Raw genomic sequence first — 25,582 nt, 5'->3', positions numbered from 1 at the left:
CCGGCCCGGCCGGCGGGGGCGGGCCGCCCGGGGCGCACGGCACCCCCGCCCGGCGGCTCCCCGGCCGCCGCGCGGAGCCCGTCCCGCCCGAGGGGCCTCGCGGCCCGTTCGAAGCCGGCGACACGCAGCAGTCCCGCATCCGGGCTGTTCCCTGAAAGGACTTAGGCCAGCCGATGGTCGACGAGACCCCACCCACCGAAGACACCGGCGCCCCCGAGGGCACCCTGCGCATCGAGCCCGTCGGCCTCGAGACGGAGATGCAGCGCTCCTACCTCGACTACGCGATGAGCGTGATCGTCTCCCGGGCGCTGCCGGACGTGCGCGACGGTCTGAAGCCCGTGCACCGCCGTGTGCTGTACGCGATGTACGACGGCGGGTACCGCCCCGACCGCGGCTACTACAAGTGCGCCCGCGTCGTCGGCGACGTCATGGGCAACTACCACCCGCACGGCGACTCCTCCATCTACGACGCCCTGGTGCGCCTCGCCCAGCCGTGGGCGATGCGGATGCCGCTGGTGGACAGCAACGGCAACTTCGGCTCCCCGGGCAACGACCCGGCGGCGGCCATGCGGTACACCGAGTGCCGGATGGCGCCGCTGGCCATGGAGATGCTGCGGGACATCGACGAGGAGACCGTCGATTTCACCGACAACTACGACGGCCGCTCCCAGGAGCCGGCCGTGCTGCCCGCGCGCTTCCCGAACCTGCTGATCAACGGTTCGGCGGGCATCGCGGTCGGCATGGCCACGAACATCCCGCCGCACAACCTGCGCGAGGTCGCCGCGGGCGTGCAGTGGTGCCTGGCGCACCCGGAGGCCACCCATGAGGAGATGCTCGAAGCCCTCATGGAGCGGATCAAGGGCCCGGACTTCCCCACCGGCGCCCTGGTCGTGGGCCGCCGCGGCATCGAGGACGCGTACCGCACCGGCCGCGGCTCGATCACCATGCGCGCGGTGGTGGAGGTCGAGGAGATCCAGGGCCGTCAGTGCCTGGTCGTCACCGAACTGCCCTACCAGGTCAACCCGGACAACCTCGCGCAGAAGATCGCCGACCTGGTGAAGGACGGCAGGGTCGGCGGCATCGCCGACGTCCGCGACGAGACCTCCTCCCGCACCGGCCAGCGCCTGGTCATCGTGCTCAAGCGGGAGGCCGTGGCCAAGGTCGTCCTCAACAACCTGTACAAGCACACCGACCTCCAGACCAACTTCGGCGCCAACATGCTGGCGCTGGTGGACGGCGTGCCCCGCACCCTGTCCCTGGACGCGTTCATCCGCAACTGGATCGCGCACCAGGTCGAGGTCATCGTCCGCCGCACCACCTTCCGGCTGCGCAAGGCCGAGGAGCGCGCCCACATCCTGCGCGGCCTGCTCAAGGCGCTGGACGCGATCGACGAGGTCATCGCGCTGATCCGCCGCTCGGACACGGTGGACATCGCGCGCACCGGCCTGATGGGCCTGCTGGAGATCGACGAGATCCAGGCGAACGCCATCCTGGAGATGCAGCTCCGCCGCCTGGCCGCCCTGGAGCGGCAGAAGATCACCGCGGAGCACGACGAGCTCCAGGCCAAGATCGTCGAGTACAACGCGATCCTGGCCTCGCCGGTGCGGCAGCGCGGCATCATCAGCGAGGAACTCGCCGCCATCGTCGAGAAGTTCGGCGACGACCGGCGCAGCCAACTGGTGCCCTTCGACGGCGACATGTCCATGGAGGACCTGATCGCCGAGGAGGACATCGTCGTCACGATCACCCGCAGCGGCTACGTCAAGCGCACCAAGACCGAGGACTACCGCTCGCAGAAGCGCGGCGGCAAGGGCGTGCGCGGCGCGAAGCTGAAGCAGGACGACATCGTCGACCACTTCTTCGTCACCACCACCCACCACTGGCTGCTGTTCTTCACCAACAAGGGCCGCGTCTACCGGGCCAAGGCGTACGAGCTGCCCGACGCCGGGCGGGACGCGCGCGGGCAGCACGTGGCGAACCTGCTGGCCTTCCAGCCCGACGAGGCCATCGCCCAGGTGCTCGCCGTGCGCGACTACCAGGCGGCGCCGTACCTCGTGCTCGGCACCAAGTCCGGCCTGGTCAAGAAGACCCCGCTGAAGGACTACGACTCCCCGCGCTCCGGCGGCGTCATCGCCATCAACCTGCGCGAGGACGACGAGCTGATCGGCGCTGAGCTGGTCGGCCCCGGCGACGACCTGCTGCTGGTCAGCAAGAAGGCGCAGTCGATCCGCTTCACCGCGACCGACGAGGCCCTGCGCCCGATGGGCCGCGCCACCACCGGCGTGAAGGGCATGAGCTTCCGCGAGGGCGACGAACTGCTCTCGATGAACGTCGTCCGGCCCGGTACCTTCGTCTTCACCGCCACCGACGGCGGGTACGCCAAGCGGACGAGGGTGGAGGAGTACCGGGTGCAGGGGCGTGGCGGCCTCGGCATCAAGGCGGCCAAGCTGGTCGAGGACCGCGGCTCGCTCGTCGGCGCGCTGGTGGTGGAGGGCGGCGACGAGATCCTCGCCATCACCCTCAGCGGCGGGGTGATCCGCACGCGGGTCAACGAGGTCAGGGAGACCAGCCGTGACACCATGGGCGTCCAACTGATCAACCTGGGCAAGCGCGATGCCGTCGTCGGCATCGCCCGCAATGCGGAGGCCGGCGCCGAGGCCGAGCAGGTCGAGGCCGCCGCGTCCGACGACAGCGCGAACGGCGCCGGGCAGGAGCCCGAGGAGCAGGAGGACTAGTCGTGAGTGGAGCCACGGGCCCCGCGGGCGGCCAAGGGCGGGCGGCCTACGCGCCCGCCCAGGGCGGGGACTCCGCCGATGAGCAGGGCCAGCCGCGGCCGCACCAGCCGCCGCAGGCGTACACCCCGCCCGCGGGGCCGGCCGGCGCGGCCCGCCGTCCCCGCCCGGCGGCGCGGCCCGTGCCCCGCACCCGCAAGGCGCGGCTGCGGGTGGCCAAGACCGACCCGTGGTCGGTGATGAAGGTCAGCTTCCTGCTGTCCATCGCGCTCGGCATCTGCACGATCGTGGCGGTGACCGTGCTGTGGATGGTGCTGGACGCCATGGGCGTGTTCAGCACCGTCGGCGACCAGCTCAGCGACGCCACGGGATCCGGCACGGACGGCGGTTTCGACCTGGAGTCGTTCCTCTCCCTGCCCCGCGTCGTGCTCTTCACGTCCCTGATCGCCGTCATCGACGTGATCCTGGTGACGGCGCTGGCCACACTGGGCGCGTTCGTCTACAACCTCTCCGCGGGCTTCGCCGGTGGAGTGGAGCTGACCCTGGCGGAGGACGAGTAGGCGACCGGCGACAACCGATTTGGGCGGGGCCCAGGCCGTGCGCTAATCTTGCCGTGCAGCGCGGGGCTATAGCTCAGACGGTTAGAGCGCTTCCCTGATAAGGAAGAGGCCACAGGTTCAAGTCCTGTTAGCCCCACGAGTGCGAGGGCGACACGTGTCCGCGGAGAGCGCGGAGCGGGTCGCCCTCGTCGTTTTTGCGCGGCTTCGCCGCGCGGGCGGGGGCTTCGCCACCCGCACCCCCGCCGCTGGGGGCGTTCGGGGTGTTGGCTGCGGTTGGGTTCCTCCGGGGTTTCAGGGCGCCAAGGGGCCGAGGGGGTCCGGGAGGGGCTTCGCTCGTGTTCATGCGGGGGCTCGTCGCGCCGCCCGCGGACCGACGCTGGCCCGCCCTTCACCGGCATCCCGGCAACACCTGCCCCGTCCGTCTCTCTCGCCCCTCCGCTGACAGGTGGGCGGGGGCGCGCTCGTGGGGGGCTCGGGTCTTGCCAACAGGTCACTGATTGGTCTCGGCCGGTGTGTATCATCGGCCCCACGGCAGGAACCGCTCGGCGGTTCCCCCGTTCACTCCACAGACGTCGTAGGGAAGAGGTCGCGCGGTGAAGAAGTTCCTCCTGATCGCACTGGCGGCTGTCGGCGGTCTCTTCGTGTACCGCCAGGTCCAGGCCAACCGGGCCGAGCAGGACCTGTGGACGGAGGCGACGGACTCCGTTCCGGCCGGTTCCGGCGCGCACTGAGACAAGACGGCCTCTCCGGCCCCGGCCCGCTCCCGCGGTTCGGGGCCGTGGTGTTTCCATGGGGCCGGACGCGGGTGGGCGAGCTGCACGGGGGAGGAACGCGGATGAGGACGGTGGCCCGGTGCTGCCTGGCGGCGGCGGTCGCGCTGGCGGCGGTGGGGGCCGGTCCGGCCCGCGCGGCGGACGGCGGGGACGTCCCGGCGTACCGCACGGCCGGTGAGCCGGTGAAGGGCACCACCAGCAGCGCCTCCGCGCCGCTGCTGACGCCCGGCATCCACACGGACACCATCGGCCGGGGCGAGAAGAAGTACTACTCGGTGGCCCTGGACGACGTCTCCAACGCCTTCCTCTCGGCGTTCGCGCTGCCCGCCCCGGACCGCCCCGTCACCTACGCCGACGGCATCGACCTGGAGCTGGCCAGCGTGGACGGCACCTCGTGCTCCACCACGGACCGCACCTTCGGGGGCGACGGCGCTGCCCGCCCCCTCGGCGACTACGTCTCCCGCCTCATCGACCCCGACTGGCAGTGCCAGGAGAAGGACACCTACCTGCTGTCGGTGGAGCGCCCGGCCGACACCTCCTCCACGGACACCGGCCGCTGGCCGCTGGAGCTGTCGTTCATGGTGGAGCCCGGGCTGCGCGAGGGCGAGCAGCCCCCCGCGCCCTCCCCCGGTGCCTCCGAGCCGCCCGCCGCCGCGGCCGGGACGCCGAAGAAGGTGGCGGGCGGCACCGGCTTCAACGACGCGCCCGCCGTCGGCGCCGGAGTGTGGCAGGACCGCCTGACCCCCGGGCAGACGACCTTCTACCAGGTGCCTGTGGAATGGGGGCAGCAGGTGTTCGCGGACGCCCAGTTCGCCAACGCCGAGCGGCTCACCGACCCCGGCGGCTACGCCGCCCAGGGCATCCGCATGGAGCTGTACAACCCCGCGCGGGGCCTGGTGGTGTCCGAGAACGGCATGTACCGGGGCGAGCCCGCCGCCGTGGAGCTCGGCACCGCGCCCGCCGCCTACGCCAACCGCGGCGACGACGACGCGGACACCGCGACCCGGCAGATGCGCTTCTCCGGCCCCTACTACCTGGCGGTGTCCCTGCACCGGGACGTCGAGGCGTTCACCGACGGCGGGGTGGCGGTGAACCTGCGGGTGCGGCTCGCGGGCAAGCCCGTGGACCGGCCCCGCTACGAGGGCGACGCGGGCGCGTTCGGGGTCACCGAGGCGGACCGGTCGGCCGCCGAGCGCGGCGCGGTGCCCGAGGACGGCGGCGACGGCTCCGGCGGCAGGACGCTGATCGCCGCCGCCGGGTTCGGCACCGGGACGGCGCTGCTGCTCGGCCTCGGCGCCTGGACGCTGCTGGCCCGGCGCCGCCCGGGCCCCGGTGCCCCCCTCAGCCCGTGACCAGCGCCCAGACCCCCACGGCGTAGGCGAGCGCGGCCAGCAGCAGCACCGGCACCACCACCGCCCGGGTGGGGCCGCGCCGCCGGGCGGGACGCGGCGGGGCGGCCGGTGCCTGCGCGCCGGGTGCCGGGGCCGGGGACCGCACCGGTGAGGGCAGGCGGGGGGTGTCGGGCAGCCGGGCCGGAGGCGCCAGTGCGAACCCGTCGGAGGCGGCGGTCGGCACGGGGCCCGCGGTGAGGGCGGGCGCCGGAGCGGCGGGGGCGCCCCGGCGGGCCAGCGCCATCCGCGGGTCGCCGCCCGGTGCCGCCTCGGCCCGCCGCCCGGACGGCCCGTCCGGGCCGAAGCCCGGCGGCAGGGGCCCGATGTGGTCCCGGATCTCCACCCCCGCGCCGGCGGACGAGGACGGGGCGGACAGCAGCTCCCGCGCCGCGGCGAGCGCCTTGCGCGCCCCCAGCGCGGTGCGGAAGCGCCCGGCCGGGTCGGGGTGCAGCAGCGTCGCCACCATCTGCCACAGCGCGTGCGGCACGCCGTCCGGAGGGGCCGGGAAACCGCCGGAGCCGTGGGTGTCGGCCAGCAGCTCCGCGTCGGGCTTGCTCCCCGTCAGCATGTACATCGCGACCAGGCCGACCGCGTACAGGTCCTGCGGGAAGTCCGGGTCCTCGCCGCGCAACTGCTCGGGGGAGAAGTACCCGGGCGTGCCCACCACGTAGTGGGTCTCGGTGAGCCGGGCCTCGCCCTTGCGCACCGCGATCCCGAAGTCGGACAGGCGCAGATGAGGCTCGCCGGCGCCGGTCGCCTCCAGCAGCAGGTTGGCGGGCTTGATGTCGCGGTGCACCACGCCCTCGGCGTGCACGGCGGTCAGGCCCGCGAGCAACTGGTCCAGCAGGGTGCACACCAGCCGCGGCGGCAGCGCGCCGAAGTCGCTGATCAGGTGCGCCACGGAACCGCCGCGCACCAGGTCCATGGTGAACAGCACCTTGTCGTCGTCGGCCGCCCAGCCGGTGGGCGCCAGCACATACGGGTGGTCGATGCGCAGGGCCTGCTCCCGCACGAACCGCAGCAGCGCGTGCGCGTCGCTCTGCTGGAGCACCTTGGCGGCGACGTACCGCCCGCGCCGGTGGTCCCAGGCCCGCCAGACCTGGCCCACCCCGCCGCGCCCGATCGGATCGGCCAGCTCGTACCGCCCGGCGAACAGCTCACCCATGGCCGCGGATCAACCCCCTGTGCCGACGTGGTTGGCGAGAGGCATCCTACGGACCGCGTCCGTTTCCCGTTCGGCGCAGCGTGCGGTACCCGGTACCCTGGTCTCCGGCGATCGCCGGACGACCGCCGAGGGGCCTTAGCTCAGTTGGTAGAGCGCCGTCTTTGCATGGCGGATGTCAGGGGTTCGACTCCCCTAGGCTCCACCCACAAATGCCCCCCGACCAGCGTTGGCGCTGGTCGGGGGGCATTTTCGTGCCCACTGGCGGGGCACACATGTGCCCACTCGGCCGTCCCCGCCGTCCCCGTCGACCCAGCCACGGCGACGGCGTCCCCGGGCCTCCCTGTCCGCGCTGGCTCGCGTCGCCGGGGGCTCGTGCCCCGCGGTTCGGACCTCACGCGTGGAGAGGGTCGCCGGGTACGCGTGGGCTGACAGAGCGTACTCGAGTGCTGAAGGAAATCTGTCGTGACGGGAGTAGACTTGCTCGCCTGTTCCAGTTAGTGTTTCTCGTAGCCAGAAGGTCGAAGATGGCGCCGCAGACATGAACTGCTGCGCGAACAGGTCCGCGGGAAGTGGAACGGCAGGAGAGCGGCGGAGCCGGAAGTGAAGGGCTCCTTCGCCGCTGCCGGGCCGGGCGGCCCCAGGGGCCGCGAGTGGTACCCGCAGGATCCGGCAGTACAACGGAGTAATCGAACGAGGTACGAGCAGACGCCGTCAGGATCGCCCGGGCGAGAGCAGGAGCGCCCGGGTACCGCAAGCCCAGAACGGAAGGTGGTCCCCGGTCACGCATCCGCGATCCCCGCATCCCCGCCTGATCCCCTGGGCGGGCCGCGGGTACCGAAGGCCGGCGTGAGACCGGCCGGCAGATGATGTTGAAGGCTCGGGGCCCGGGCGCCGCACGGCGCTTGGGCCCCTCGACGCGTCCCCGAAACGAAGGTGCTATGACCGGTAAGAGCTCACCCGCCGTCAGCAATCTCGATGACGACGACTACCCCGCCTACACCATGGGCCGGGCCGCCGAGATGCTCGGCACCACCCCCGCCTTCCTGCGCGCCCTCGGTGACAACCGCCTGATCACCCCGCTGCGCTCCCGGGGCGGCCACCGCCGCTACTCCCGCTATCAGTTGCGCATCGCCGCCCGCGCGCGTGAACTCGTCGATGCCGGCACTCAGATCGAGGCGGCCTGCCGCATCATCATCCTCGAAGACCAACTCGAAGAAGCCCAGCGCATCAACGAACAGCTCCGCCGCTCGGCCGCCGATTCGCCTTCCGGCGACGCCTGACCCCGCATCAGCCCCGGTGGCGCCCGGTCCGTCTCCGCGGACCATCGGCGCGCGTCGGCGGCAGCCGCCGACCACCACGCCCCGGTGGCGTTCCTAGCATGAAGGCATGGTCGCCGAAGAAGCCCAACAGCCCGGGGAGGGCTCGCCCTCCTCGTCCCACCTCGACTCGGACACCTCCCCCGAGACCGGGAGCGCACCACGCCCCCGGCCGACCGGCCCCGCCTCGTCGGCCGGCAGACGAGCCGCCGAGCAGGTGGCGGCCGGGGTGGAAGGCGCGGCGAAGCAGGCGGCAGCGCTGCTCAAGCCGAGGATGCGCGGCTGGCTGCACGCGGGCATGTTCCCGTTGTCGCTCATCGGCGGTGTCGTCCTGGTCGCCCTCGCCGAGTCGGTGCGGGCCGCCGTGGCCTGCGGGGTCTACGCGGTGTCCGCCTGGCTGCTGTTCGGCACCAGCGCGGTCTACCACCGCGGCACCTGGGGGCCGCGCGGAGAGGCTGTCCTGCGGCGACTGGACCACGCGAACATCTTTCTGATCATCGCCGGCACCTACACCCCGTTGGCGGTACTGCTCCTGCCACCGGACCAGCGGCTGGCCCTGCTGTGCGTGGTGTGGGCGGGTGCGCTCGCCGGGATAGCCTTCCGGATCCTCTGGGTCCGGGCTCCCCGCTGGCTCTACACCCCGTGCTACATCGCCCTGGGGTGGGTCGCGGTCTTCTACCTCCCCGATTTCTCGCGCTCGGGTGGAGCTGTGGTGGTCGCGCTGATCGTGGCCGGCGGTGTGCTGTACACCGCGGGCGCGGTGGTCTACGGGCTGAAGCGCCCCGACCCCTCGCCCCGCTGGTTCGGCTTCCACGAGGTCTTCCACGCCTTCACCCTGGCGGGATTCGCCGTGCACTACGCGGCCATCGCCGTGGCCGCGCGCTGACCTGCCGGCTCGCCCGGGACGGGGCCGCCATCGAGTGGAGCCGCCGCCCGCCGCGGCCCGTCCCCGCAGCCGGGAGCATGCCGAGTCCGAGGAGGACGACAGCAGAATATCTGTTGCCGCGGACACAGAAATATCGAAGGCGGAGAAGAGGCTTTTGTGGTGGGAATCCGAAGGGAGGAAGCCATCGTGCACAACCGCCCGTCGGATGCTACTGTTGGTTCCAGTTGCAGTTGTGGTTCCCAAGACTTCAAGTGCCTTCGCCGCCTGTTGGTGGTGGAAGCACTTTTGTATTTCCCGGGCTGTGTCCGGGCAGGGCAATCATCGCAGCGATGCGGAGCTCGTAAAGTGCGGGCTCCGGTGCACTGCCCGAAGGAGATATGACATGGCTACTGGCACCGTGAAGTGGTTCAACGCGGAAAAGGGTTTCGGATTCATCGAGCAGGACGGTGGCGGCGCCGACGTCTTCGCCCACTACTCGAACATCTCCGCCTCCGGCTTCCGTGAGCTTCAGGAAGGCCAGAAGGTGAGCTTCGACGTCACGCAGGGCCAGAAGGGCCCGCAGGCCGAGAACATCGTTCCCGCCTGACGCCGACGCGTATCCAGGCCGGGGCCCGCACCTTGGGGTGCGGGCTCCGGCCTACCGCGTTTTGCGCCACCGGCACCTCCCTCGGGCGCGCCTCGGCGCCGCAACGGCACCGAGGCCGCTCAGCCGCAGAACGCTCCGGCGAGCGTCATCCGCCGCCGGCGATCGGCGTGTCATCGCCCGCATGACCGCGGGCGGATGCCGGTCCCTTTTCCGTGGCGCTCCCGCGCCGCGTCCACGATCTCCGTGTTTCCATTTCCGCCGGTCCGTTCCTGTGATTTTCCGCGCGTGTTCGCCGCCGGGGAACTCCTCGACGTGCCGCATCGAGGAAGGTTCTCTGTGAACCGCGCTTTCCGCGTGAACGACCGCTCTTCTCGCGCCCGCTCCGGCACCTACTCCGGGAAGAGCGGCCGCGACGGCTACCGCGCTTCTGGCAGGTCCGGTGGCCATGGGCACCGGACCGCCACGCCGCAGGGTGAGTTCACCCTGCCCGTCACCGTCACCCCGGCGCTGCCGGCTGTCGGCGCTTTCGCCGAACTCGGCCTGCCCGCCCCGGTGCTGGCGGAGCTCGCCCGCCAGGGCGTCACGGTCCCGTTCCCGATCCAGGCCGCCACGCTGCCGAACTCCCTGGCCGGCCGGGACGTGCTGGGCCGCGGTCGTACCGGGTCGGGCAAGACGCTCGCCTTCGGGCTGGCTCTGCTGGCCCGCACCACCGGGCTGACCGCCGAGCCCCGCCGGCCGCTGGCCCTGGTGCTGGTCCCGACGCGGGAGTTGGCCCAGCAGGTCACCGACGCCCTCACCCCGTACGCGCGCACGCTGCGACTGCGGCTGGCCACGGTGGTCGGCGGTGTGTCGATCGGCCGTCAGGCCAGTGCGCTGCGCAGCGGCGCCGAGGTGGTCGTGGCGACGCCGGGACGCCTCAAGGACCTGATCGACCGAGGCGAGTGCCGTCTGGACCGGGTCGCGATCACCGTGTTGGACGAGGCCGACCAGATGGCCGACATGGGCTTCATGCCGCAGGTCACCGCACTGCTCGACCAGGTCCGCCCGGGGGGTCAGCGGATGCTGTTCTCCGCGACACTGGACCGCAACATCGACCTGCTCGTCCGGCGCTACCTGAACGACCCGGTGGTCCACTCGGTCGACCCCTCGGCCGGCGCGGTCACGGCGATGGAGCACCACGTGCTGCACGTCCGGGAGGCCGACAAGCACGCCGTCACCACGGAGATCGCCGCTCGCGACGGCCGGGTGATCATGTTCCTGGACACCAAGCACGCCGTCGACAGACTCACCAGGCACCTGCTCGGCAACGGGGTGCGCGCGGCGGCTCTGCACGGCGGCAAGTCGCAGCCGCAGCGCACCCGCACCCTCGCCCAGTTCAAGACCGGTCACGTCACGGTGCTGGTGGCCACGAACGTCGCGGCCCGCGGTATCCACGTCGACAACCTCGACCTGGTGGTGAACGTCGATCCGCCCGGCGACCACAAGGACTACCTGCACCGCGGCGGGCGGACCGCCCGCGCCGGTGAGTCCGGCAGCGTCGTCACCCTGGTCCTGCCCAACCAGCGCCGTGAGATGGCCCGGCTGATGGCCACGGCCGGCATCACCCCGAGGATCGCCCAGGTCAGCTCGGGCGAGGCCGAACTGAGTCGGATCACCGGCGCCCAGGCCCCTTCCGGTGTGCCCGTCACGATCGAGGCGCCGGCCGCGGATGTCCCTCAGCGCGGCGCGCCCGCCGGCCGCGGCCGGCGCGGCCGACCCATCGGGGCCCGCCGGTCCGCGGGAGCGTCCCGCGCCCAGGCCGCCGCGTCCGGTGGGCGGTCGCGCTTCAACCGGGCGGCGTGAGGCTCCCGCGCATCCTCGCCGCGGATCACCAGCCGCTCGGGCCGCGCCCGGGGGAAGTGCGCGGCGACCTCCCCGCCGCGCGTCGATTCCCCGGTTCCTGACCTGCCGGCGTGAGGGGATGCGCGGGTAGCCCCACGGTGACGCGGAGCCCGCCGGCGGGGCGCGGGGTGAGGGTGAGGGTTCCGCCGTGGGCCTCGGTGATGGTCTTGACGATGGCCAGGCCGAGGCCGACGCCCGCCTGGTCGGAGTGGACGCGCTCGGTGCCGCGCCGGAAGGGCTCGGTGAGGGTCGGGACGAGCTGCGGGGTGAGCCGCTCGCCGGTGTTCTCGACCGTGAGCACCACCGTCCCGGGGCCGAGGCTGGTGCGCACCCATACGCTGCCGCGTTCCGGCAGGTTGTGGACGATCGCGTTCTGCACGAGGTTCGTGGTCAGTTGCAGCAGCAGCGCCGGCGATCCCGTCGTCGGGGCGATGTCGCCGTCGGTGTCGAGGGTGACGCCCTGCTTCTCCGCCAGGGGGAGGAGTGTCTCGGCGGCCTCCTCCGCGATGAGGGACAGGTCGACGTGTTCCCGGGGGAAGGACCGCTGGTTGGCGCGGCTGAGCAGGAGCAGCGCCTCGGTGAGGTCGATGGCTCGGACGTTGACGGCGTGCAGGCGGTGGACGAGTTCGCCGGTGTCGTGGTTCGGATCGGTGCGGGCCACGTCGAGCAGCGCCTTCGAGATCGCCAGCGGGGTGCGCAGCTCGTGCGAGGCGTTGGCCGCGAACCTCCGCTGCTCGGCGACGTGCGCTTCGAGCTGCGCGAGCATGGCGTCGAAGGCGTCGGAGAGTTCGCGGAACTCGTCGCTGCGGCCCGGCAGCCGGATCCGGTGGGAGAGCGATCCGCGCGCGGCCACGCGGGTGGCGTGGGCGATGCGGGTCAGGGGGGCGAGCATGCGGCCGGCGAGGAGCCATCCGCCCAGGAGGCCGAACACCAGCAGTAACGTCAGCACCGCGGCCGTCGCCGGGGCGTAGGAGCGCAGGATGATCGAGCGTATGGGCACGAATTCGCCGGGGCGGCTGGAGACGACCCGCACGTCGCGCAGGACGAACACCCACACGGTGGCGAGCAGCAGGACACCCGCGACCATGAGGAATCCGGCGTAGCTGAGGGTGAGCTTCAGGCGGACGCTCAGCCCGGGCTGCCTATCCACGGTCCGCGCCGTCCCGGCCGGTGCCGGGTGCTGTGTCGATCCGGTAGCCGACGCCCGGCACGGTGGCGATGATCCAGGGTTCGCCGAGGCGTTTGCGCAGCGCGGAGACCGTGATGCGCACGGCGTTGGTGAACGGGTCGGCGTTCTCGTCCCACGCCCGTTCCAGGAGCTCTTCGGCGCTGACGACACCGCCCTCGGCGGCCACGAGGACTTCCAGCACCGCGAACTGCTTGCGGGTGAGCGCGACATAGCGGCCGTCGCGGTGGACCTCGCGGCGGAACGGATCCAGACGCAGACCCGCGATCTCCCGCACGGGCGGCCTGGTGTGCGCGCGCCTGCGGTCGAGTGCCCTGAGCCTGAGCACGAGCTCCTTCAGCTCGAAGGGCTTCGTGAGGTAGTCGTCGGCGCCCAGACCGAACCCGGAGGCCTTGTCGTCGAGACGGTCGGCGGCGGTGAGCATCAGGATCGGCATGCCGCTGCCGGAGGCCACGATCCGTTTGGCGATCTCGTCGCCGGAGGGTCCGGGGATGTCGCGGTCCAGGACGGCCATGTCGTAGGTGTTGACGCCGAGCATTTCCAGGGCGGTGTCACCGTCACCGGCTATGTCGGCCGCTATCGCCTCCAGGCGCAGACCGTCGCGGATGGCTTCCGCCAGGTAGGGCTCGTCCTCGACAACCAAGACACGCATGTTCTCAAGGCTACGAGTCGGCACATATCGCCGACGTATCGAAAACCGCATACGCGCCGGCAACACCGCGTCGCCTTCACTGGCGGCATGGCTCGGAACCCACCCTCGGCACGGACGACGGCCCGCCGGGTTCGCCGGCTGATCGTCGGCGGCCTGTCGGCCGTCACGGCGGTGATCACCCCGGTCCTCGCCCTTGCCGGGGCCGAGTACGGGCTGCGCCGGACGAGGATGCGGCAGTGAGCGCCACTGATCCAGGACGGACGATGACGCAGGCGGACACGGCGGACACGGCGGACACGGCCGACACGGCGGAGATCGGGCGGGGCGGCCCGGCGGAGTCCCGGGCGGCCCGGGACGGTGGGGCTCTGCGCGCGGGCGTGCGCCGGGCGGTGGGTGGCTGCCTCCGGCCGGGGCCCTGGAAGCGCGGCCCGGTGCTCGCGGCGCTGGCGCTGCTCCTCGGCCTGCTCCTGCTGCTGCACGCGCGGATCCCGAATCGGCCCGGTGGCCTCGGCAGCCTGGTGGAGACCTTCCTGCCGTGGTTCGGCCTGTTCGTCCCGGTGCTGCTGGCCGGGGCGCTGTGGCGCCGCTCCGCCTCCGCGGTGGTCGCGCTGCTGCTCCCGGTCACGGTGTGGCTGAACCTCTTCGGCGGGCTGCTCGGCGACAAGTCCCGACCGGGCGGCGACCTCACCGTGGTGAGCCACAACGTCGGCGCCGGCAACCCCGACCCGGCCGGCACCGCCCGCGACCTGGCCGCCTCCGGCGCGGACCTGCTGGCGCTGGAGGAGATCACCCCGCAGGCCAGGGGCACGTACGAGCGGGAGCTGGCCAAGGCGTACCCGCACCACGCGGTGCAGGGCACGGTCGGAGTGTGGAGCAAGCTGCCGCTGTCCGGCACCCGGCCGGTGGACATCGCGATGCCCTACACCCGGGCGCTGCGCACCACGGTGACCACCGACCACGGGCCGCTGGCGGTGTATGTGGCCCATCTGGGGTCGGTACGGGTCCATCCCGGGGCGGGCTTCCGGACGGACTCGCGGGACGCGGGCGCGCGGGCGCTCGGCAGGGCTGTCGCCGCCGAGCGGAACGAGCGGGTGGTGCTGCTCGGTGATCTGAACGGCACCATGGACGACCGCGCGTTCGCCGGCATCACCTCGCGGCTGCGCTCGGTCCACGACGAGGCCGGGAACGGCTTCGGCTTCAGTTGGCCGGCGGGGTTCCCGGTGGCGCGGATCGACCAGATCCTGGTGCGCGGCGTGGAGCCGAGGAGCTCGTGGCTGCTGCCGGCCACCGGCAGCGACCACCTGCCGGTGGCGGCCGGAATCGACTGGTGACCACCGCGCGGAGCCGGCGGAGGGGACCGGCGTCGCACGGCGCCGGCCCCCGGGACATATCGTCGGCGTATCGAAAACCGCATACGCGCCGGCAACACGGCGCTGCCTTGACTGACGGCATGTCCTACAGCAGCGAACCAGCACGCACGGCAGCCCGGTCCCCGGTGTCCTCGTCCTCCTCGGCCGGCGGGGGGCGGGTGTGCGGCTGACCGTCGTGGCGATCACCGCCGCCGAGCACTTGGCGTTCGTGCGGGCGCAGCGGTCGGTCAGCTTCCTCCAGACCCCGGCCTGGGGCCGCGTCAAGACCGAGTGGCGCAGCGAGTCCCTGGGCTGGTACGACCGCGGGCGGCTGGTCGGTGCCGGGCTCGTCCTGTACCGCCCGGTGCCGCGGCTGGACCGCTTCACGCTGGCCTATCTGCCCGAGGGCCCGGTCATCGACTGGACCGGCGACATCGACGCGTGGCTCGACCCGCTGGCGGCCCACCTCAGGGCGCGCGGCGCGTTCGCGGTCCGGCTCGGCCCGCCGGTGTGCACGAACACCTGGAGCGCCGCCCAGGTCAAGGAGGGCATCGCCGACCCGGCCGTCAAGCGGCTCACCGGGATGACGAGCCAGTGGACCGACCCGGTCGGCGCCCGCGTGACCAGCGGGCTCGAGGCCGCCGGCTGGCTGCCGCAGAGCCCTCAGGACGGCTTCGGGGTCGGGCACCCGCAGTACAGGTACGAGATCACGCTGACCGGCAGGACCGAGGACGACCTGCTCAGGGGCATGAACCAGCAGTGGCGCCGCAACATCAAGAAGGCGGCCAGGGAAGGAGTCGAGGTCACCGTCGGCGAGGTTCCGGAGGACCTGAAGGCCTTCCACGACCTGTACGTCCACACCGCCGAGCGGGACCGCTTCACGCCCCGGCCGCTGCGCTACTTCGAGACCATGTTCGCGGCGCTCAGCGCCGAGGACCCCGAGCGGATCAGGCTCTACCTGGCCCGCCACCGGGGCGACCTGGTCGCCGCCACCGTCATGGTCCGGGTCGGCGCCCACGCGTGGTACTCCTACGGCGCCTCCTCCACCGTCAAGCGCGAGGTGCGCGGCTCCAACGCCTGCCAGTGGGCGATGATCCGCGACTCGCTCGCGGCGGGCTGCGACGTCTACGACCTGCGCGGCATCACCCCGACCCTGGACGCCGACGACCCGCACGTCGGGCTGATCCAGTTCAAGGTCGGCACCGGCGGCCAGGCGGTGAGGTACGTCGGCGAGTGGGACCTGCCGCTGCGGCCGATGGTCTACCGGGCCTTCGACCTCTACATGAGGCGGCGCGGGCGATGAGCCCGGATCCCGTGCCAGCCGGTGGCCGTGTCCCCGGGGACGCGGCCACCGGCCGGGCGCCCGGCCGGTGGCCGTGCACGGGTGGTTCAGGTGAGCGCGGCGGCGACCTCGTCCAGGCGCGCCCCGCGGGAGGCCTTGACCAGCACCACGTCCCCGGCGGTGAGGTGGCCGCGCAGCCAGTCGGCGGCCGCGGCGTTGTCGGCCAGCACCACCGCCCGCCTGCCCGCGCCGTCGGCGATCGGCCGGGCGGCCTCGCCGACCGCGGCCACCACATCGGCCCGGGCGGCGGCGTACTCCCCGACGGCGCGGTGCTCGGCCTCGCTTTCGTCGCCGAGTTCCAGCATCGCGCCGAGGACGGCGATGCGGCGCCCGCCCTCGATCGCCGCCAGCGCGTCCAGGGCGGCGCGGGTCGAGTCGGGGTTGGCGTTGTAGGAGTCGTTGAGCAGCGTCGCGCCGTCGGCGAGGTCGCGCAGCTCCATGCGCCACCCCGACAGCGAAGCGGTGGCCAGGGCCGCCGTGGCCGTGCCGAGGGGCACGCCGGCCACCAGCCCCGCGGTCGTGGCAGCCGCCGCGTTGAGCGCCTGGTGGGCGCCGACGAGGGGCAGCGCGACGACGGCGGAGGCGTCCGCGGTCCGCACCGTGAAGGACGGCCGGCCGAGCCGGTCCAGGGCCAGGTCGAGCACCCGCACGTCGGCGTGCTCCGACCGGCCGAAGGTGAGCACCCGGCCGTCGGTGAGCGAGCGCATCGCGACCACCCGGGGGTCGTCTGCGTTGAGGACGGCGGTGCCGCCGGGCGCCAGCCCCCGCACCAGCTCGCCCTTGCCCTCGGCGATGGCCGCACGGGACCCGAACTCGCCGAGGTGGGCCTGGCCGACGTTGAGCACGACGGCGATGTCGGGCGGGACCAGGCCGGTGAGCTCGGCGATGTCGCCGACGCGGCGGGCTCCCATCTCCAGGACGAGGAACCGGGTGGCCGCGTCGGCGCGCAGCATGGTGAGCGGCACGCCGAGCTCGTTGTTGAGCGAGCCGATCGTGGCGACGGTCGGCGCGGTGCTTGACAGCACGGCCGCCAGTAGGTCCTTGGTGCTGGTCTTGCCCTGGGAGCCGGTCAGCCCGACGACGGTCAGCCCGTCGCGCAGCCGGGCCACGACGTGGGCGGCGAGCGCCTGTAGGGCGGCTTGGGCGTCCTCGACGACGACGGTGGGCAGCGGCGTGGGGCGGGAGCCGAGCACGGCCACCGCGCCGGCCAGGCCGGCCTGGCCGGCGTAGTCGTGGCCGTCGACTCGCTCGCCGGCGAAGGCGACGAAGAGGCCGCCCGGCTCGGCCTTCCGGCCGTCGAGCACGGCCGGCGCGGTCACCGTCACGGCGCTGTCGCCCTCGACCGTCCCGCCGACGACCGAGGCGATCTCGCCGACGCTGAGCGGTATCACGACCGGGCGGCGCGGGGGCCGGGGACCGGGAGCGGGGTGACGAGGCAGAGGGCGACGGAGGCCGGTTCGCTGTGGGTCATTCCTCCAGTCAAGGTGGCGGGGTGTTTCCGGCGCGTATGCGGATTTCGATATGCCGACGATAAGTTACCAGTCGGTAGTAACGAGGGTCGCGCACGACTCGGCGGTCAGACTCGGCGGCCAACTCGGGCGCGCGCCGCGGAGTTACCTGCCGGTAATATATCGTCGGCATATCCGAAACCGCATACGCGCTCGCAACACCGCGCCACCTTGACTGGGGGCATGACCTACAGCGAGCCAGCCCGAACAGCGGCGCGCCGCACCCGTTCTCCGGTGACCTCGTCCCCGTCGGCCGTCCCGACAACGGGAATCACGATTTATGGATGCGGGCAGGACGAGGCCGCCTTGTTCCGGGAGATGGCACCCCGTTTCGGCGTGCTGCCGACCATCACGGAGGCGGCGGTGTCCGAGGCCAATGCCGAGCTGGCCTTCGGGAACCGGTGCGTCAGTGTGGGTCACAAAACCCGGATCACGGAGTCCACTCTCGTCGCGCTCAGCCTGGCCGGGGTCGTGTACATCTCCACGAGGAGCGTCGGCTGCAACCACATCGACGTGGAATGCGCGAAGAGCATCGGCATCACCGTCGAGACCGTCGCCTACTCGCCCGACAGCGTGGCCGACTACACGCTGATGCTGATGCTGATGGCGATACGGAACGCCAAATCCACCGTCCTCCGCGCGGAGGCGCGCGACTACCGGCTGAACGCCGTGCGCGGGAAGGAACTGCGCGACCTGACCGTCGGGGTGGTCGGCACGGGGCGCATCGGCTCGGCGGTCGTGGACCGGCTGCGGGGTTTCGGCTGCCGAATACTGGCCCATGACATCCGCCCCAAGATCACTGCCGACCACGTCGCTCTCGACGAGCTGCTGCGGCTGAGCGACATCGTCACGCTCCACGCACCGCTCAACGCGGCCACGCACCATCTCCTGGACCGCCGGCGAATCGAGCGGATGAAGCACGGCGCATATGTCGTCAACACCGGACGCGGCCCACTGATCGACACCGCGGCCCTCGTTCCGGCGTTGGAGAGCGGCAGATTGGGCGGTGCCGCGCTGGACGTCGTCGAAGGCGAGGAAGGGATCTTCTACGCCGACTGCCGGGGCAGGCCCATCGGAAGCGAACCGCTGTCGCGGCTGCAAAATCTGCCGAACGTGCTCATCAGTCCGCACACCGCCTATTACACGGACCACGCCCTGAGCGACACGGTCGAGAAATCCATCACCAACTGCCTGAAATTCGAGAGCAGGAACCGGCATGGCTAGGTTGAAGACAGGCATCATATTCGGAGGCTGCTCCGAAGAGCATCCCGTCTCCGTCAAGTCCGCGCGGGAGATCGCGCGGAACCTCGATTCCGAGAAGTACGAACCGTTCTACATCGGGATCACGAGGAGCGGTGCCTGGAAGCTCTGCGACGGACCTGACGGGGACTGGGAGAACGGCAGGTGCCGTCCGGCAGTGCTGTCACCGGACAGGAGCGTCCGCGGACTGCTCGTCCTCGAGCAGGGACGATACGAGACGATCGGTCTGGACGTCGTGCTGCCCGTGCTGCACGGCAGGTTCGGCGAGGACGGCGCGATCCAGGGTCTGCTGGAGCTCTCCGGCATCCCCTACGTCGGCTGCGACGTCCAGAGCTCCGCCGTGTGCATGGACAAGTCCCTCGCCTACATCGTCGCCGCGGGCGCGGGAATCGCCACGCCGAACTTCTGGACCGTCACGGCGGACGAGGACATCGATCCCGACCGGCTCACCTATCCCGTCTTCGTGAAGCCGGCCCGCTCCGGGTCGTCCTTCGGCGTCGGCAAGGTGTCCCGGAAGGAGGAACTGCCGAGTGCGGTGGAGGCCGCGAGGCGGTACGACTCGAAGGTGCTGATCGAGGAGGCCGTCGTCGGCAGCGAGATCGGCTGCGCCGTCCTGGGGAACGGCCCGGAACTGGTCACGGGCGAGGTGGACCGGATCGCCCTCTCCCACGGCTTCTTCAGGATCCATCAGGAGGACGAGCCGGAAAGCGGTTCCGAGAACTCGACGGCCATCGTTCCCGCCGACATCCCGGAAGAGTCGCGAACGCTCGTCCAGGAGACGGCGAAGGCCGTGTACCGCGCCCTGGGATGCCGGGGGCTGTCGCGGGTGGACATGTTCCTGAAGGACGACGGAGAAGTGGTCCTCAACGAGGTCAACACCCTGCCCGGAATGACCTCGTACAGCCGTTACCCGAGGATGATGGCGGCCGCGAAGCTGCCGCTCACCGAAGTCATCGACGGCATGGTGTCGCTGGCGTTGCGGGGGGAGAGCCGATGAAGGACGACTTCGTCTTCGTGGACGAGCTCGTGCCGGGAATACGCTGGGACGCCAAGTACGCCACCTGGGACAACTTCACCGGAAAGCCGGTGGACGGATACCTGGCGAATCGCGTCGTCGGCACGAGGGCCCTGTGCGCGGCCCTGAAGAAGGCGCAGAAAGAGGCCGAATCCCTCGGCTTCGGGCTGCTCCTCTGGGACGGCTACCGCCCGCAGCGCGCCGTGGACTGCTTCGTGCGCTGGTCGCGGCAGCCGGAGGACGGCCGGACCAAGCCGCGGCACTACCCGAACATCGACCGGGCGGAGATGTTCGAGCTGGGATACGTGGCCGCCAGGTCGGGGCACAGCCGCGGCAGCACGGTCGACCTGACGCTTTACCACCTTTCCACCGGGGAACTCGCCCCCATGGGCGGTGACCACGACCTGATGGACCCGGTCTCCCACCACGGAGCACAAGGGATCACGCCGACCGAGGCAGAGAACCGGCGCCACCTGTGCTCCGTCATGGACGCCTGCGGTTTCGACTCCTACGCGTGCGAGTGGTGGCACTACACGCTGAGGGACGAACCGTACCCGGACACCTACTTCGATTTCCCCGTCGCATAGCCGAGCCGGCCGGAGGAACCGGGGACCCGCGGCTGTACGCGGCCGGCCGCGTACAGCCGCGGACAGCCGCGGACGGGTCAGCTCATGATGGCGGCCGCCGTGCGGACCAGTTCCGCCACTGTGCCGGTGAAGTCCGGCAGCAGGTGGGTGGCCACCGCCCATGTCTCGGGGTCGGCGCCCAGTTCGGCGCGGGCCAGTCCCCGTGCCGCGTCGAGGACCTCGGGGGTCTCGTCGGCCAGGAGCAGGGCGGTGCGGGCGGGGCGGGCTTCGGTGAGGAGGTCCTCGCAGGACAGGCGGCCGTCGCCGAGGGCCTTGACGATCACGGGCAGCCTGACCCCTTGCAGGGTGGCGGCCCGCACCAGGTCGAGCAGCAGCTCACGGGGCCAGTCCTCCTCGTGGCCCGCCAGGGCGCACAGCACCTCGGGCGGCAGCGGCTGCGCCTTGTGCAGGGCGGCCAGGCCGTCCAGGGGCACGGAGCCCAGCTCCTCCCGGGCCTGCACCAGCCGTGTGCCCACCGAAGTCGCGGGCCGCCTGACGATCCACGCGGCCACCGTCAGCGGGTCGGCCGCGCGGGCCAGTTCGCCGCGCAGCAGCGCGAGCCCCTCGTCGCCGGGCGCGGCCAGGGCCCGTTCGGCGATGCGGCGGGTGGTCGGCGGCAGCGGGTGCTTGGGGGACGGGCGCTGCGGGAACGTGCTCTCGTCCAGCAGCGCCCGCACCTCGTGCGGCCCGTGCCGCTCCCACAGCCGGACCAGCACCCGCAGCCGCGCGGCCAGCGTGTGCAGCTTGACCCGGCCCAGCAGCACCCGGACCACGCGCGGATCGCCGGAGGAGACGGCGGGCATGAGCCACTGGCGCGTGTCCACGCCGTCGTACCCGGCCACCGCGGCGGCCAGGTCGTCGCTCATGGGTGTGGTCCCGGTGCGGCCGGGGCGGTGCGGCACCCCGGCGAGGATGCGCTCCCGCGCGGCCCGGTCGAGGCCGGCGTGCCTGAGCAGCCTGGCGTTGACGTCGGGGTCGTCCATGTCCAGCAGGAAGTCGCGGTGCTCGGCGGGGAGCCTGCTGTGCGCCGCCCAGGCCAGGGCGGCGCTCCTGCCGTGCACGGACAGCAGGTGGTCCCGGACGCGCTCGGTCGGCCGGCCGTACCGGAGGAACTGCTGCACGGCGCGCGGGTCCAGGTGGGGCGCGAGCGCGATCGCGGCCTGCTCCGGAGCGGCGGACAGCAGCGCGACCAGCGCGAGACGGGCGCCCTCGGGTTCCCGGCCGGGGAGCGCCGCCTCCGTGCGCCGCGGCCAGACCGGTTCGGGGGCGCGCCGCGCCCGCTCGGCGGCCTCCGCCATCAGCTCGGCGCAGGAGCCCTTGAACCGCGCCATGTGCGCGTACGCCCACACCCAGGCGGCGGGGTCCGCGCCCAAGGGCTCCACCAGCGCCGCCAGCGCGTCGGCCGCCTCGGGCGGCGGCGCCTGCGCGACGGTCAGCTCGGTGAGGACCTGGAACGCCGGGGTGATCTCCTTGAACACCCGCTCCGCAGGGAACCAGCCGTCGCGCAGACCGGGTTGCAGCAGCGCGGTGCGCGCCGGCGGGCCGGTCAGGAACTCCCACAGCACCGCCCGCTCCTCGGGGGACGGGCCGCCCGCCGCCGCCCAGCCGGCGGCCGCCGTGAGCAGCGCGTGGTCCTGGAACGGCTTCCTGCGGTGCTCGCGCAGCACGGCGTGGCAGTCCAGCGGGGGCAGCCGACGCCCCGCCAGGTACTCGCGGCGCAGCACCGCGAACGGCGCGACCGGGGCACCGGACGGCGGCGGCGCGGCACCGAACCCGCGCCCGGCCTCGTCCAGTACGGCGCCGGGGTCGGGCGCCGCGGCGGCAGCGCGCAGGGTGCGGGCCAGTTCGGCGCCGAAGGCCGCCTCCGGGGGTGTGTGCGGGGCGTCGGCCCGCTCGGCCGGGCCGGCGAGGCGGGCGAGCCACTCGGGGCCGCCGTGCCGCAGTACGGTGCGGCACGCCTCCAGCCAGGCCCCCGCGTCCAGGTCGGAGCCCAGGTGGCGCAGCGCGTGCTCCACCACCTCGGGGAACGGTGCGCCCAGCAGGGGGACGAGCCGCCCGTGGGTGTCGTAGGCGCCGGACAGCAGCGACTCGACCAGGCCGCCCGGCGCCCGCCACCCGGGGTCCGCGGGGTCGGCGGCGGCGCAGATCGCCGCGAGGACGCGCCCGGGACCGCACCGGCGCAGCAGATGCCCGCCGACGACGGGGTCGCCCAGCGCGGTGAGCCACTCCAGCAGCTCGGCCTCCCCCTCGGGCCACGCCCGGCTGCACTCGGCGAGCGCGAGCACCGCGGCGCGGTCGCCGCGGGTCCGCAGCCAGTCCGCGAACGGCCCCGGCAGCGGGCCGCGGGCGCCGTGCTCCTCGCGCAGCCACTGGAGGGTCTCGCCGCGCATCCGCTCGTACAGCGCGTCGTACAGGGCCGGGTCGGCGAGCCGGTACACCAGCTCGGCGGGCGTCGGGGACGGGGTCACGGCGGCGGGTCCTCCACGGGCCGGGAGCGGGGAAAGGGGATGCGCCTCCGCGGCCGGGGCGGCGGCCGCGCGCCAGCCCAAGCTAGAGCACCCCGCCGACAGCCCGACCGGCCGCCTCGCGGCTCCGCCCCGGCACCGTCTCGCGGACCGCCTCGCGGCACCGTCTCGCGCCTCCGCCGCAGGGCCCGGCGGGTGGCGTCCGCACCCCGGGGACGGTGGAGCCAGCCCTACCCCTGATGCGGGAGGGCGCCCCATCGGAATTGTCAGTGGTGGAAGGGATCCTGGAGGAAGTACACCCCGCCTCGACCCGATCCCTGATGGGAGAGCCCGAGATGAACCTCACGGCCGCTGTGGCACTGGCGCTCGCCTCTGTCGCCGCCTACGCCGGCGCGGCCGCGATGCAGCACCGGGTCGCCTCCTCCGGATCCGCCCGCGGCGGCCTGCGCGCCCTGCTGACCAGCGGGGGCTGGTGGGTGTCCACGGGCCTGAACGCCACGGGCGCCGGCCTGCACGTCGCCGCCCTCAAGTACGGCACGCTGACCCTCGTGCAGTGCCTCGGCGCGCTCACCGTCGTCGCCGCCGTGCCGCTCGGCGCCCGGATCGCCGGACGGCGCGTCAGCCGCGCGGAGTGGCGGGGCGTCGGCCTCACCCTCGCCGGCTTCGGCGCCCTGCTCCCGCTCACCGCGACCGGCTCCGCGTCCGGCGCCGCCCTCGGCACCCCGGCCGTGCTCGCCGTGGCGCTCACCGCCGCCCTGTTCATCCCGCTGGCCCTGTCCGCCAGGCCCGGCTCCCCGCGCACCCTCGCCGTGGCCGCCGCCTCCGGCATCGCCTCGGGCACCGGCTCCGCCCTCACCCAGACCGTGCTGCACACCGACCAACTGCTCACCTGGACGACCGCGCTGGTGGTCCTGCCCACGGTGGGCCTGGCCGTGGCCGGTCTGCTGCTGTCGCAGTCCGCCTACACCGGCGGCCTGGGCGCCCCCCTCGCCACCCTCACCCTCGCCAACCCCCTCACGGCCACGGCCATCGGCCTGACCCTGCTCGGCGAGCAGATCCACGGCGGCCTCCCGGGCGCCGCCCTGGCGCTCACCGGCGCCGCCCTGGCGGCCCGCGGCATCCTCCTGCTCGCCCGCCCGGCCACCCCCGCCCCCGCCCCCGCCGTGGAGGCGCCGGTCCGCCTCCGCCCGGCTCCCCCGCAGGAGACCCGCATTCCCGGCACCGCCGCCATCGCCGCCGCGGCCTAGGGACGGCGTCCCCGCGCCCTGCCGGCCCGGCCCCGCGGCCGGAGCGGCGACCCCGGCCGGCGGGGCCGGGGTCAGCCCTGCTCTGCTTCCTTCTCCTCGTCCTCCAACTGCTCCCGGTACACGCCCTCGACGGCCTTCACCCCGTCCCGGGCGCGGTCGGCCAGGAAGCGGGGGCAGGACCACAGCTCGGGCCCGAACGACCGCTCGGGGGCCGGGAACTCCGCGGGGGCGTACAGGTGCCTCAGGTGCTCGGCGAGGCGGCGGTCCGGCTCGGGGTGCTCCGGGTGCGGGCAGGGCTCCCGCGGGCCGGTGTCCTCCACCGCCGTGAGCACCTGCCGGATCCCGCGGGCCACCCCGTACGGCACGTCCCCGCCGGCCACGGCGTGCGAGGCCACCAGCACCAGCACCGCCCGCTCCACCGGATCCCGCGAACCGGCGGCGAGCCGGCGGGCCGCCCACAGCCCCGCCTCCGCCGCCCTCTCCTCCGTGTCGGTGGACACCGGCGGCAGCAGCGCGGTGAGCCGGGCGATGTCGAGCCGCCCGTCCGGCCGCAGGAGCTCCGCGTCGAGGTGCGCGGTGTCCCGCTCACCGAACAGCCGCTGCCGGCCCGCGCGCACGCAGTCCAGCGCCTCCTGGCCGATCGTCCGCAGGAACACCGGGCACACCCACGGTCCGAGGTCCTCCTCGTACTCCTCCCACAGGTAGGCCCGCCCTCCGGGGGTCTCCAGGTGCATGGCGTACTCCACCAGGAACCCGGAGTCGAATTCCTCCAGCTCGGGGTGCTCGGCGTCCGGGTGGGCGCACTCCCCGTCCGCGAGCTGCGGCAGCAGCCCCTCCAGCGTCTCGATCATCTCGTCGAGCACGGACCTGCGCCTGATCCGCCCCGAGGCGGCGTGCCAGCAGGAGGCGTACAGCAGGACGATCTTCGCGGCGCAACTGGCCCGCGTCGGGTTCCCGAGGTGGGCGGCGACGATGGACAGCTCCCACTCCGGGTCCACTCCGGCCGCGGGGTAGTCCCACAGCACGGAGGAGAGGTCCTGCACCGACGACTCGACGTGCTCCGGCACCCGGACGGGCACGCCGGTCACGGTGCCGGGGGCGATGACATCGGCGGCGAGCCGCGCGAACCCGGCGACGTTGCGCGGGCACAGGTGGGCCCCCCGGGCGGCCGCCGCCTCCGTTTCTCCCCCGCCCGCCACGAGGGTGACCGGGTCCGGCGCATGGTCCCAGACGTCGTCGTCCACCATGTCGTCCAGCGCCTGCTCGAACGGGTGCTCCTCGTGGTCGCACTGCCGGTCGGCGAGCGCCCGGTCGGCGGACAGCAGCGCCTCCAGGGCCGCCTGCCGCACGTCCGGTGTCGGCCGCCACGCCAGGTAGGGCGTCATCCTCACCAGCCCGTACACCCACACGAAGGCGCCCGTGCCCCCGGGTTCTGCGGTGAGCCGCTGCGCGCAGGTGCGCACCAGCGGGTCCGCGTGGTCCGGGTCGGTGCCGCCGCGCACACCCGACCACTCCTGCACGAGTCGGGGCAGGGGCGAAGGAAGATCGAGAGCAAGGTCCATGCCCCCCTGACGCGGAAGCGGGCCCCCCGGGTTCCCGCCGCCCCCGGCCGGGCCGGCGCCGCGCCCTGGGTTTCACGTGA

General features: G+C 73.1%; 21 protein-coding genes and 2 tRNA genes. 17 read left to right on the top strand and 6 right to left on the bottom strand.

All coding sequences use genetic code 11. The features are described from left to right. Positions 1–173 precede the first annotated feature (173 nt). The 5 genes from gyrA to ACYVO2_RS02325 all read left to right on the top strand — a co-directional run bounded on the left by gyrA (position 174) and on the right by ACYVO2_RS02325 (position 5,417). Positions 174–2,735: a DNA gyrase subunit A gene (gene gyrA, locus ACYVO2_RS02345; protein ID WP_461005833.1), complete on the top strand. Its 2,562-nt coding sequence runs from the start codon at positions 174–176 to the stop codon at positions 2,733–2,735. 2 nt (positions 2,736–2,737) lie between these two features. Continuing rightward, complete coding sequence (locus ACYVO2_RS02340; protein ID WP_461005832.1) at positions 2,738–3,292, top strand: DUF3566 domain-containing protein; 555 nt, start codon at positions 2,738–2,740, stop codon at positions 3,290–3,292. Positions 3,293–3,354: 62 nt separating this feature from the next. Further along, positions 3,355–3,428 (top strand) — tRNA-Ile (locus tag ACYVO2_RS02335). A 457-nt stretch (positions 3,429–3,885) separates the two neighbouring features. After that, entirely contained in the window at positions 3,886–4,023 is a 138-nt protein-coding gene (locus tag ACYVO2_RS02330) for a DLW-39 family protein (protein WP_461005831.1), read from the top strand. A 104-nt stretch (positions 4,024–4,127) separates the two neighbouring features. Beyond that, entirely contained in the window at positions 4,128–5,417 is a 1,290-nt protein-coding gene (locus tag ACYVO2_RS02325; protein WP_461005830.1) for a hypothetical protein, read from the top strand. On the opposite strand, the gene ACYVO2_RS02320 is transcribed toward ACYVO2_RS02325, so the two are convergent. After that, complete coding sequence (locus ACYVO2_RS02320) at positions 5,407–6,621, bottom strand: serine/threonine-protein kinase (protein ID WP_461005829.1); 1,215 nt, start codon at positions 6,619–6,621, stop codon at positions 5,407–5,409. The genes ACYVO2_RS02325 and ACYVO2_RS02320 overlap by 11 nt on opposite strands. 129 nt (positions 6,622–6,750) lie before the next feature. Between ACYVO2_RS02320 and ACYVO2_RS02315 the strand changes: the two genes are divergently transcribed. The 5 genes from ACYVO2_RS02315 to ACYVO2_RS02295 all read left to right on the top strand — a co-directional run bounded on the left by ACYVO2_RS02315 (position 6,751) and on the right by ACYVO2_RS02295 (position 11,251). Continuing rightward, a tRNA-Ala gene (locus tag ACYVO2_RS02315) sits at positions 6,751–6,823 on the top strand. A gap of 736 nt (positions 6,824–7,559) precedes the next feature. Beyond that, positions 7,560–7,901 carry a MerR family transcriptional regulator gene (locus ACYVO2_RS02310; protein ID WP_461005828.1) on the top strand — a complete coding sequence of 114 codons (342 nt, stop codon included), beginning with the start codon at positions 7,560–7,562 and terminating at the stop codon, positions 7,899–7,901. Positions 7,902–8,007: 106 nt separating this feature from the next. Further along, positions 8,008–8,823 (top strand): PAQR family membrane homeostasis protein TrhA, encoded by an 816-nt coding sequence (trhA, locus tag ACYVO2_RS02305; RefSeq protein ID WP_461005827.1) that lies wholly within the window; start codon positions 8,008–8,010, stop codon positions 8,821–8,823. A gap of 382 nt (positions 8,824–9,205) precedes the next feature. Further along, positions 9,206–9,409 carry a cold-shock protein gene (locus ACYVO2_RS02300; protein WP_311297653.1) on the top strand — a complete coding sequence of 68 codons (204 nt, stop codon included), beginning with the start codon at positions 9,206–9,208 and terminating at the stop codon, positions 9,407–9,409. A gap of 336 nt (positions 9,410–9,745) precedes the next feature. After that, on the top strand, positions 9,746–11,251 hold the full coding sequence (locus ACYVO2_RS02295; protein ID WP_461005826.1) for a DEAD/DEAH box helicase: 1,506 nt from the start codon (positions 9,746–9,748) through the stop codon (positions 11,249–11,251). Positions 11,252–11,276: 25 nt separating this feature from the next. Here the strand turns inward: ACYVO2_RS02295 and ACYVO2_RS02290 are convergent, their stop codons facing one another. Both ACYVO2_RS02290 and ACYVO2_RS02285 read right to left on the bottom strand, forming a co-directional pair. Continuing rightward, entirely contained in the window at positions 11,277–12,440 is a 1,164-nt protein-coding gene (locus ACYVO2_RS02290; protein ID WP_461005825.1) for a sensor histidine kinase, read from the bottom strand. After that, the gene (locus tag ACYVO2_RS02285; RefSeq protein ID WP_461005824.1) at positions 12,433–13,128 is read right to left on the bottom strand and encodes a response regulator transcription factor; all 696 of its coding nucleotides are present in this window, start codon (positions 13,126–13,128) and stop codon (positions 12,433–12,435) included. The genes ACYVO2_RS02290 and ACYVO2_RS02285 overlap by 8 nt, the downstream gene beginning before the upstream one ends. An 87-nt stretch (positions 13,129–13,215) precedes the next feature. On the opposite strand from ACYVO2_RS02285, the gene ACYVO2_RS02280 reads away from it, so the two are divergent. From ACYVO2_RS02280 to ACYVO2_RS02270, 3 genes are all read left to right on the top strand, one after another. Then, entirely contained in the window at positions 13,216–13,368 is a 153-nt protein-coding gene (locus tag ACYVO2_RS02280; protein WP_461005823.1) for a hypothetical protein, read from the top strand. 23 nt (positions 13,369–13,391) lie between these two features. Beyond that, positions 13,392–14,459: an endonuclease/exonuclease/phosphatase family protein gene (locus tag ACYVO2_RS02275; protein ID WP_461005822.1), complete on the top strand. Its 1,068-nt coding sequence runs from the start codon at positions 13,392–13,394 to the stop codon at positions 14,457–14,459. 199 nt (positions 14,460–14,658) lie between these two features. Next, entirely contained in the window at positions 14,659–15,780 is a 1,122-nt protein-coding gene (locus ACYVO2_RS02270; protein WP_461005821.1) for a lipid II:glycine glycyltransferase FemX, read from the top strand. An 86-nt stretch (positions 15,781–15,866) separates the two neighbouring features. Here ACYVO2_RS02270 and ACYVO2_RS02265 read toward each other — a convergent pair whose 3' ends face one another. Then, positions 15,867–17,210: a UDP-N-acetylmuramoyl-tripeptide--D-alanyl-D-alanine ligase gene (locus ACYVO2_RS02265; protein ID WP_461005820.1), complete on the bottom strand. Its 1,344-nt coding sequence runs from the start codon at positions 17,208–17,210 to the stop codon at positions 15,867–15,869. A 300-nt stretch (positions 17,211–17,510) separates the two neighbouring features. On the opposite strand from ACYVO2_RS02265, the gene vanH reads away from it, so the two are divergent. The 3 genes from vanH to vanX are packed head-to-tail and all read left to right on the top strand — an operon-like array spanning position 17,511 to position 20,189. After that, positions 17,511–18,551, top strand: a complete 1,041-nt coding sequence (gene vanH, locus ACYVO2_RS02260) for a D-lactate dehydrogenase VanH (protein ID WP_461005819.1) — start codon at positions 17,511–17,513, stop codon at positions 18,549–18,551. Next, positions 18,544–19,584 (top strand): D-alanine--(R)-lactate ligase VanA-Sc, encoded by a 1,041-nt coding sequence (gene vanA-Sc / locus ACYVO2_RS02255; RefSeq protein WP_461005818.1) that lies wholly within the window; start codon positions 18,544–18,546, stop codon positions 19,582–19,584. Before vanH ends, vanA-Sc begins: the two co-directional genes overlap by 8 nt. After that, positions 19,581–20,189 (top strand): D-Ala-D-Ala dipeptidase VanX, encoded by a 609-nt coding sequence (vanX, locus tag ACYVO2_RS02250; RefSeq protein ID WP_461005817.1) that lies wholly within the window; start codon positions 19,581–19,583, stop codon positions 20,187–20,189. The genes vanA-Sc and vanX overlap by 4 nt, the downstream gene beginning before the upstream one ends. Before the next feature lie 77 nt (positions 20,190–20,266). Here vanX and ACYVO2_RS02245 read toward each other — a convergent pair whose 3' ends face one another. Beyond that, the gene (locus ACYVO2_RS02245; RefSeq protein WP_461005816.1) at positions 20,267–22,696 is read right to left on the bottom strand and encodes a hypothetical protein; all 2,430 of its coding nucleotides are present in this window, start codon (positions 22,694–22,696) and stop codon (positions 20,267–20,269) included. Between the two features lie 317 nt (positions 22,697–23,013). Between ACYVO2_RS02245 and ACYVO2_RS02240 the strand changes: the two genes are divergently transcribed. Further along, entirely contained in the window at positions 23,014–23,940 is a 927-nt protein-coding gene (locus tag ACYVO2_RS02240) for a DMT family transporter (protein ID WP_461005815.1), read from the top strand. Positions 23,941–24,011: 71 nt separating this feature from the next. On the opposite strand, the gene ACYVO2_RS02235 is transcribed toward ACYVO2_RS02240, so the two are convergent. Beyond that, positions 24,012–25,502, bottom strand: coding sequence for a hypothetical protein (locus ACYVO2_RS02235; protein ID WP_461005814.1), 1,491 nt, complete (start codon positions 25,500–25,502; stop codon positions 24,012–24,014). Between the last annotated feature and the right edge of the window lie 80 nt (positions 25,503–25,582).

This window comes from Streptomyces capparidis, from assembly GCF_054782095.1.
This window is presented reverse-complemented; position numbering and strand designations above follow the sequence as displayed.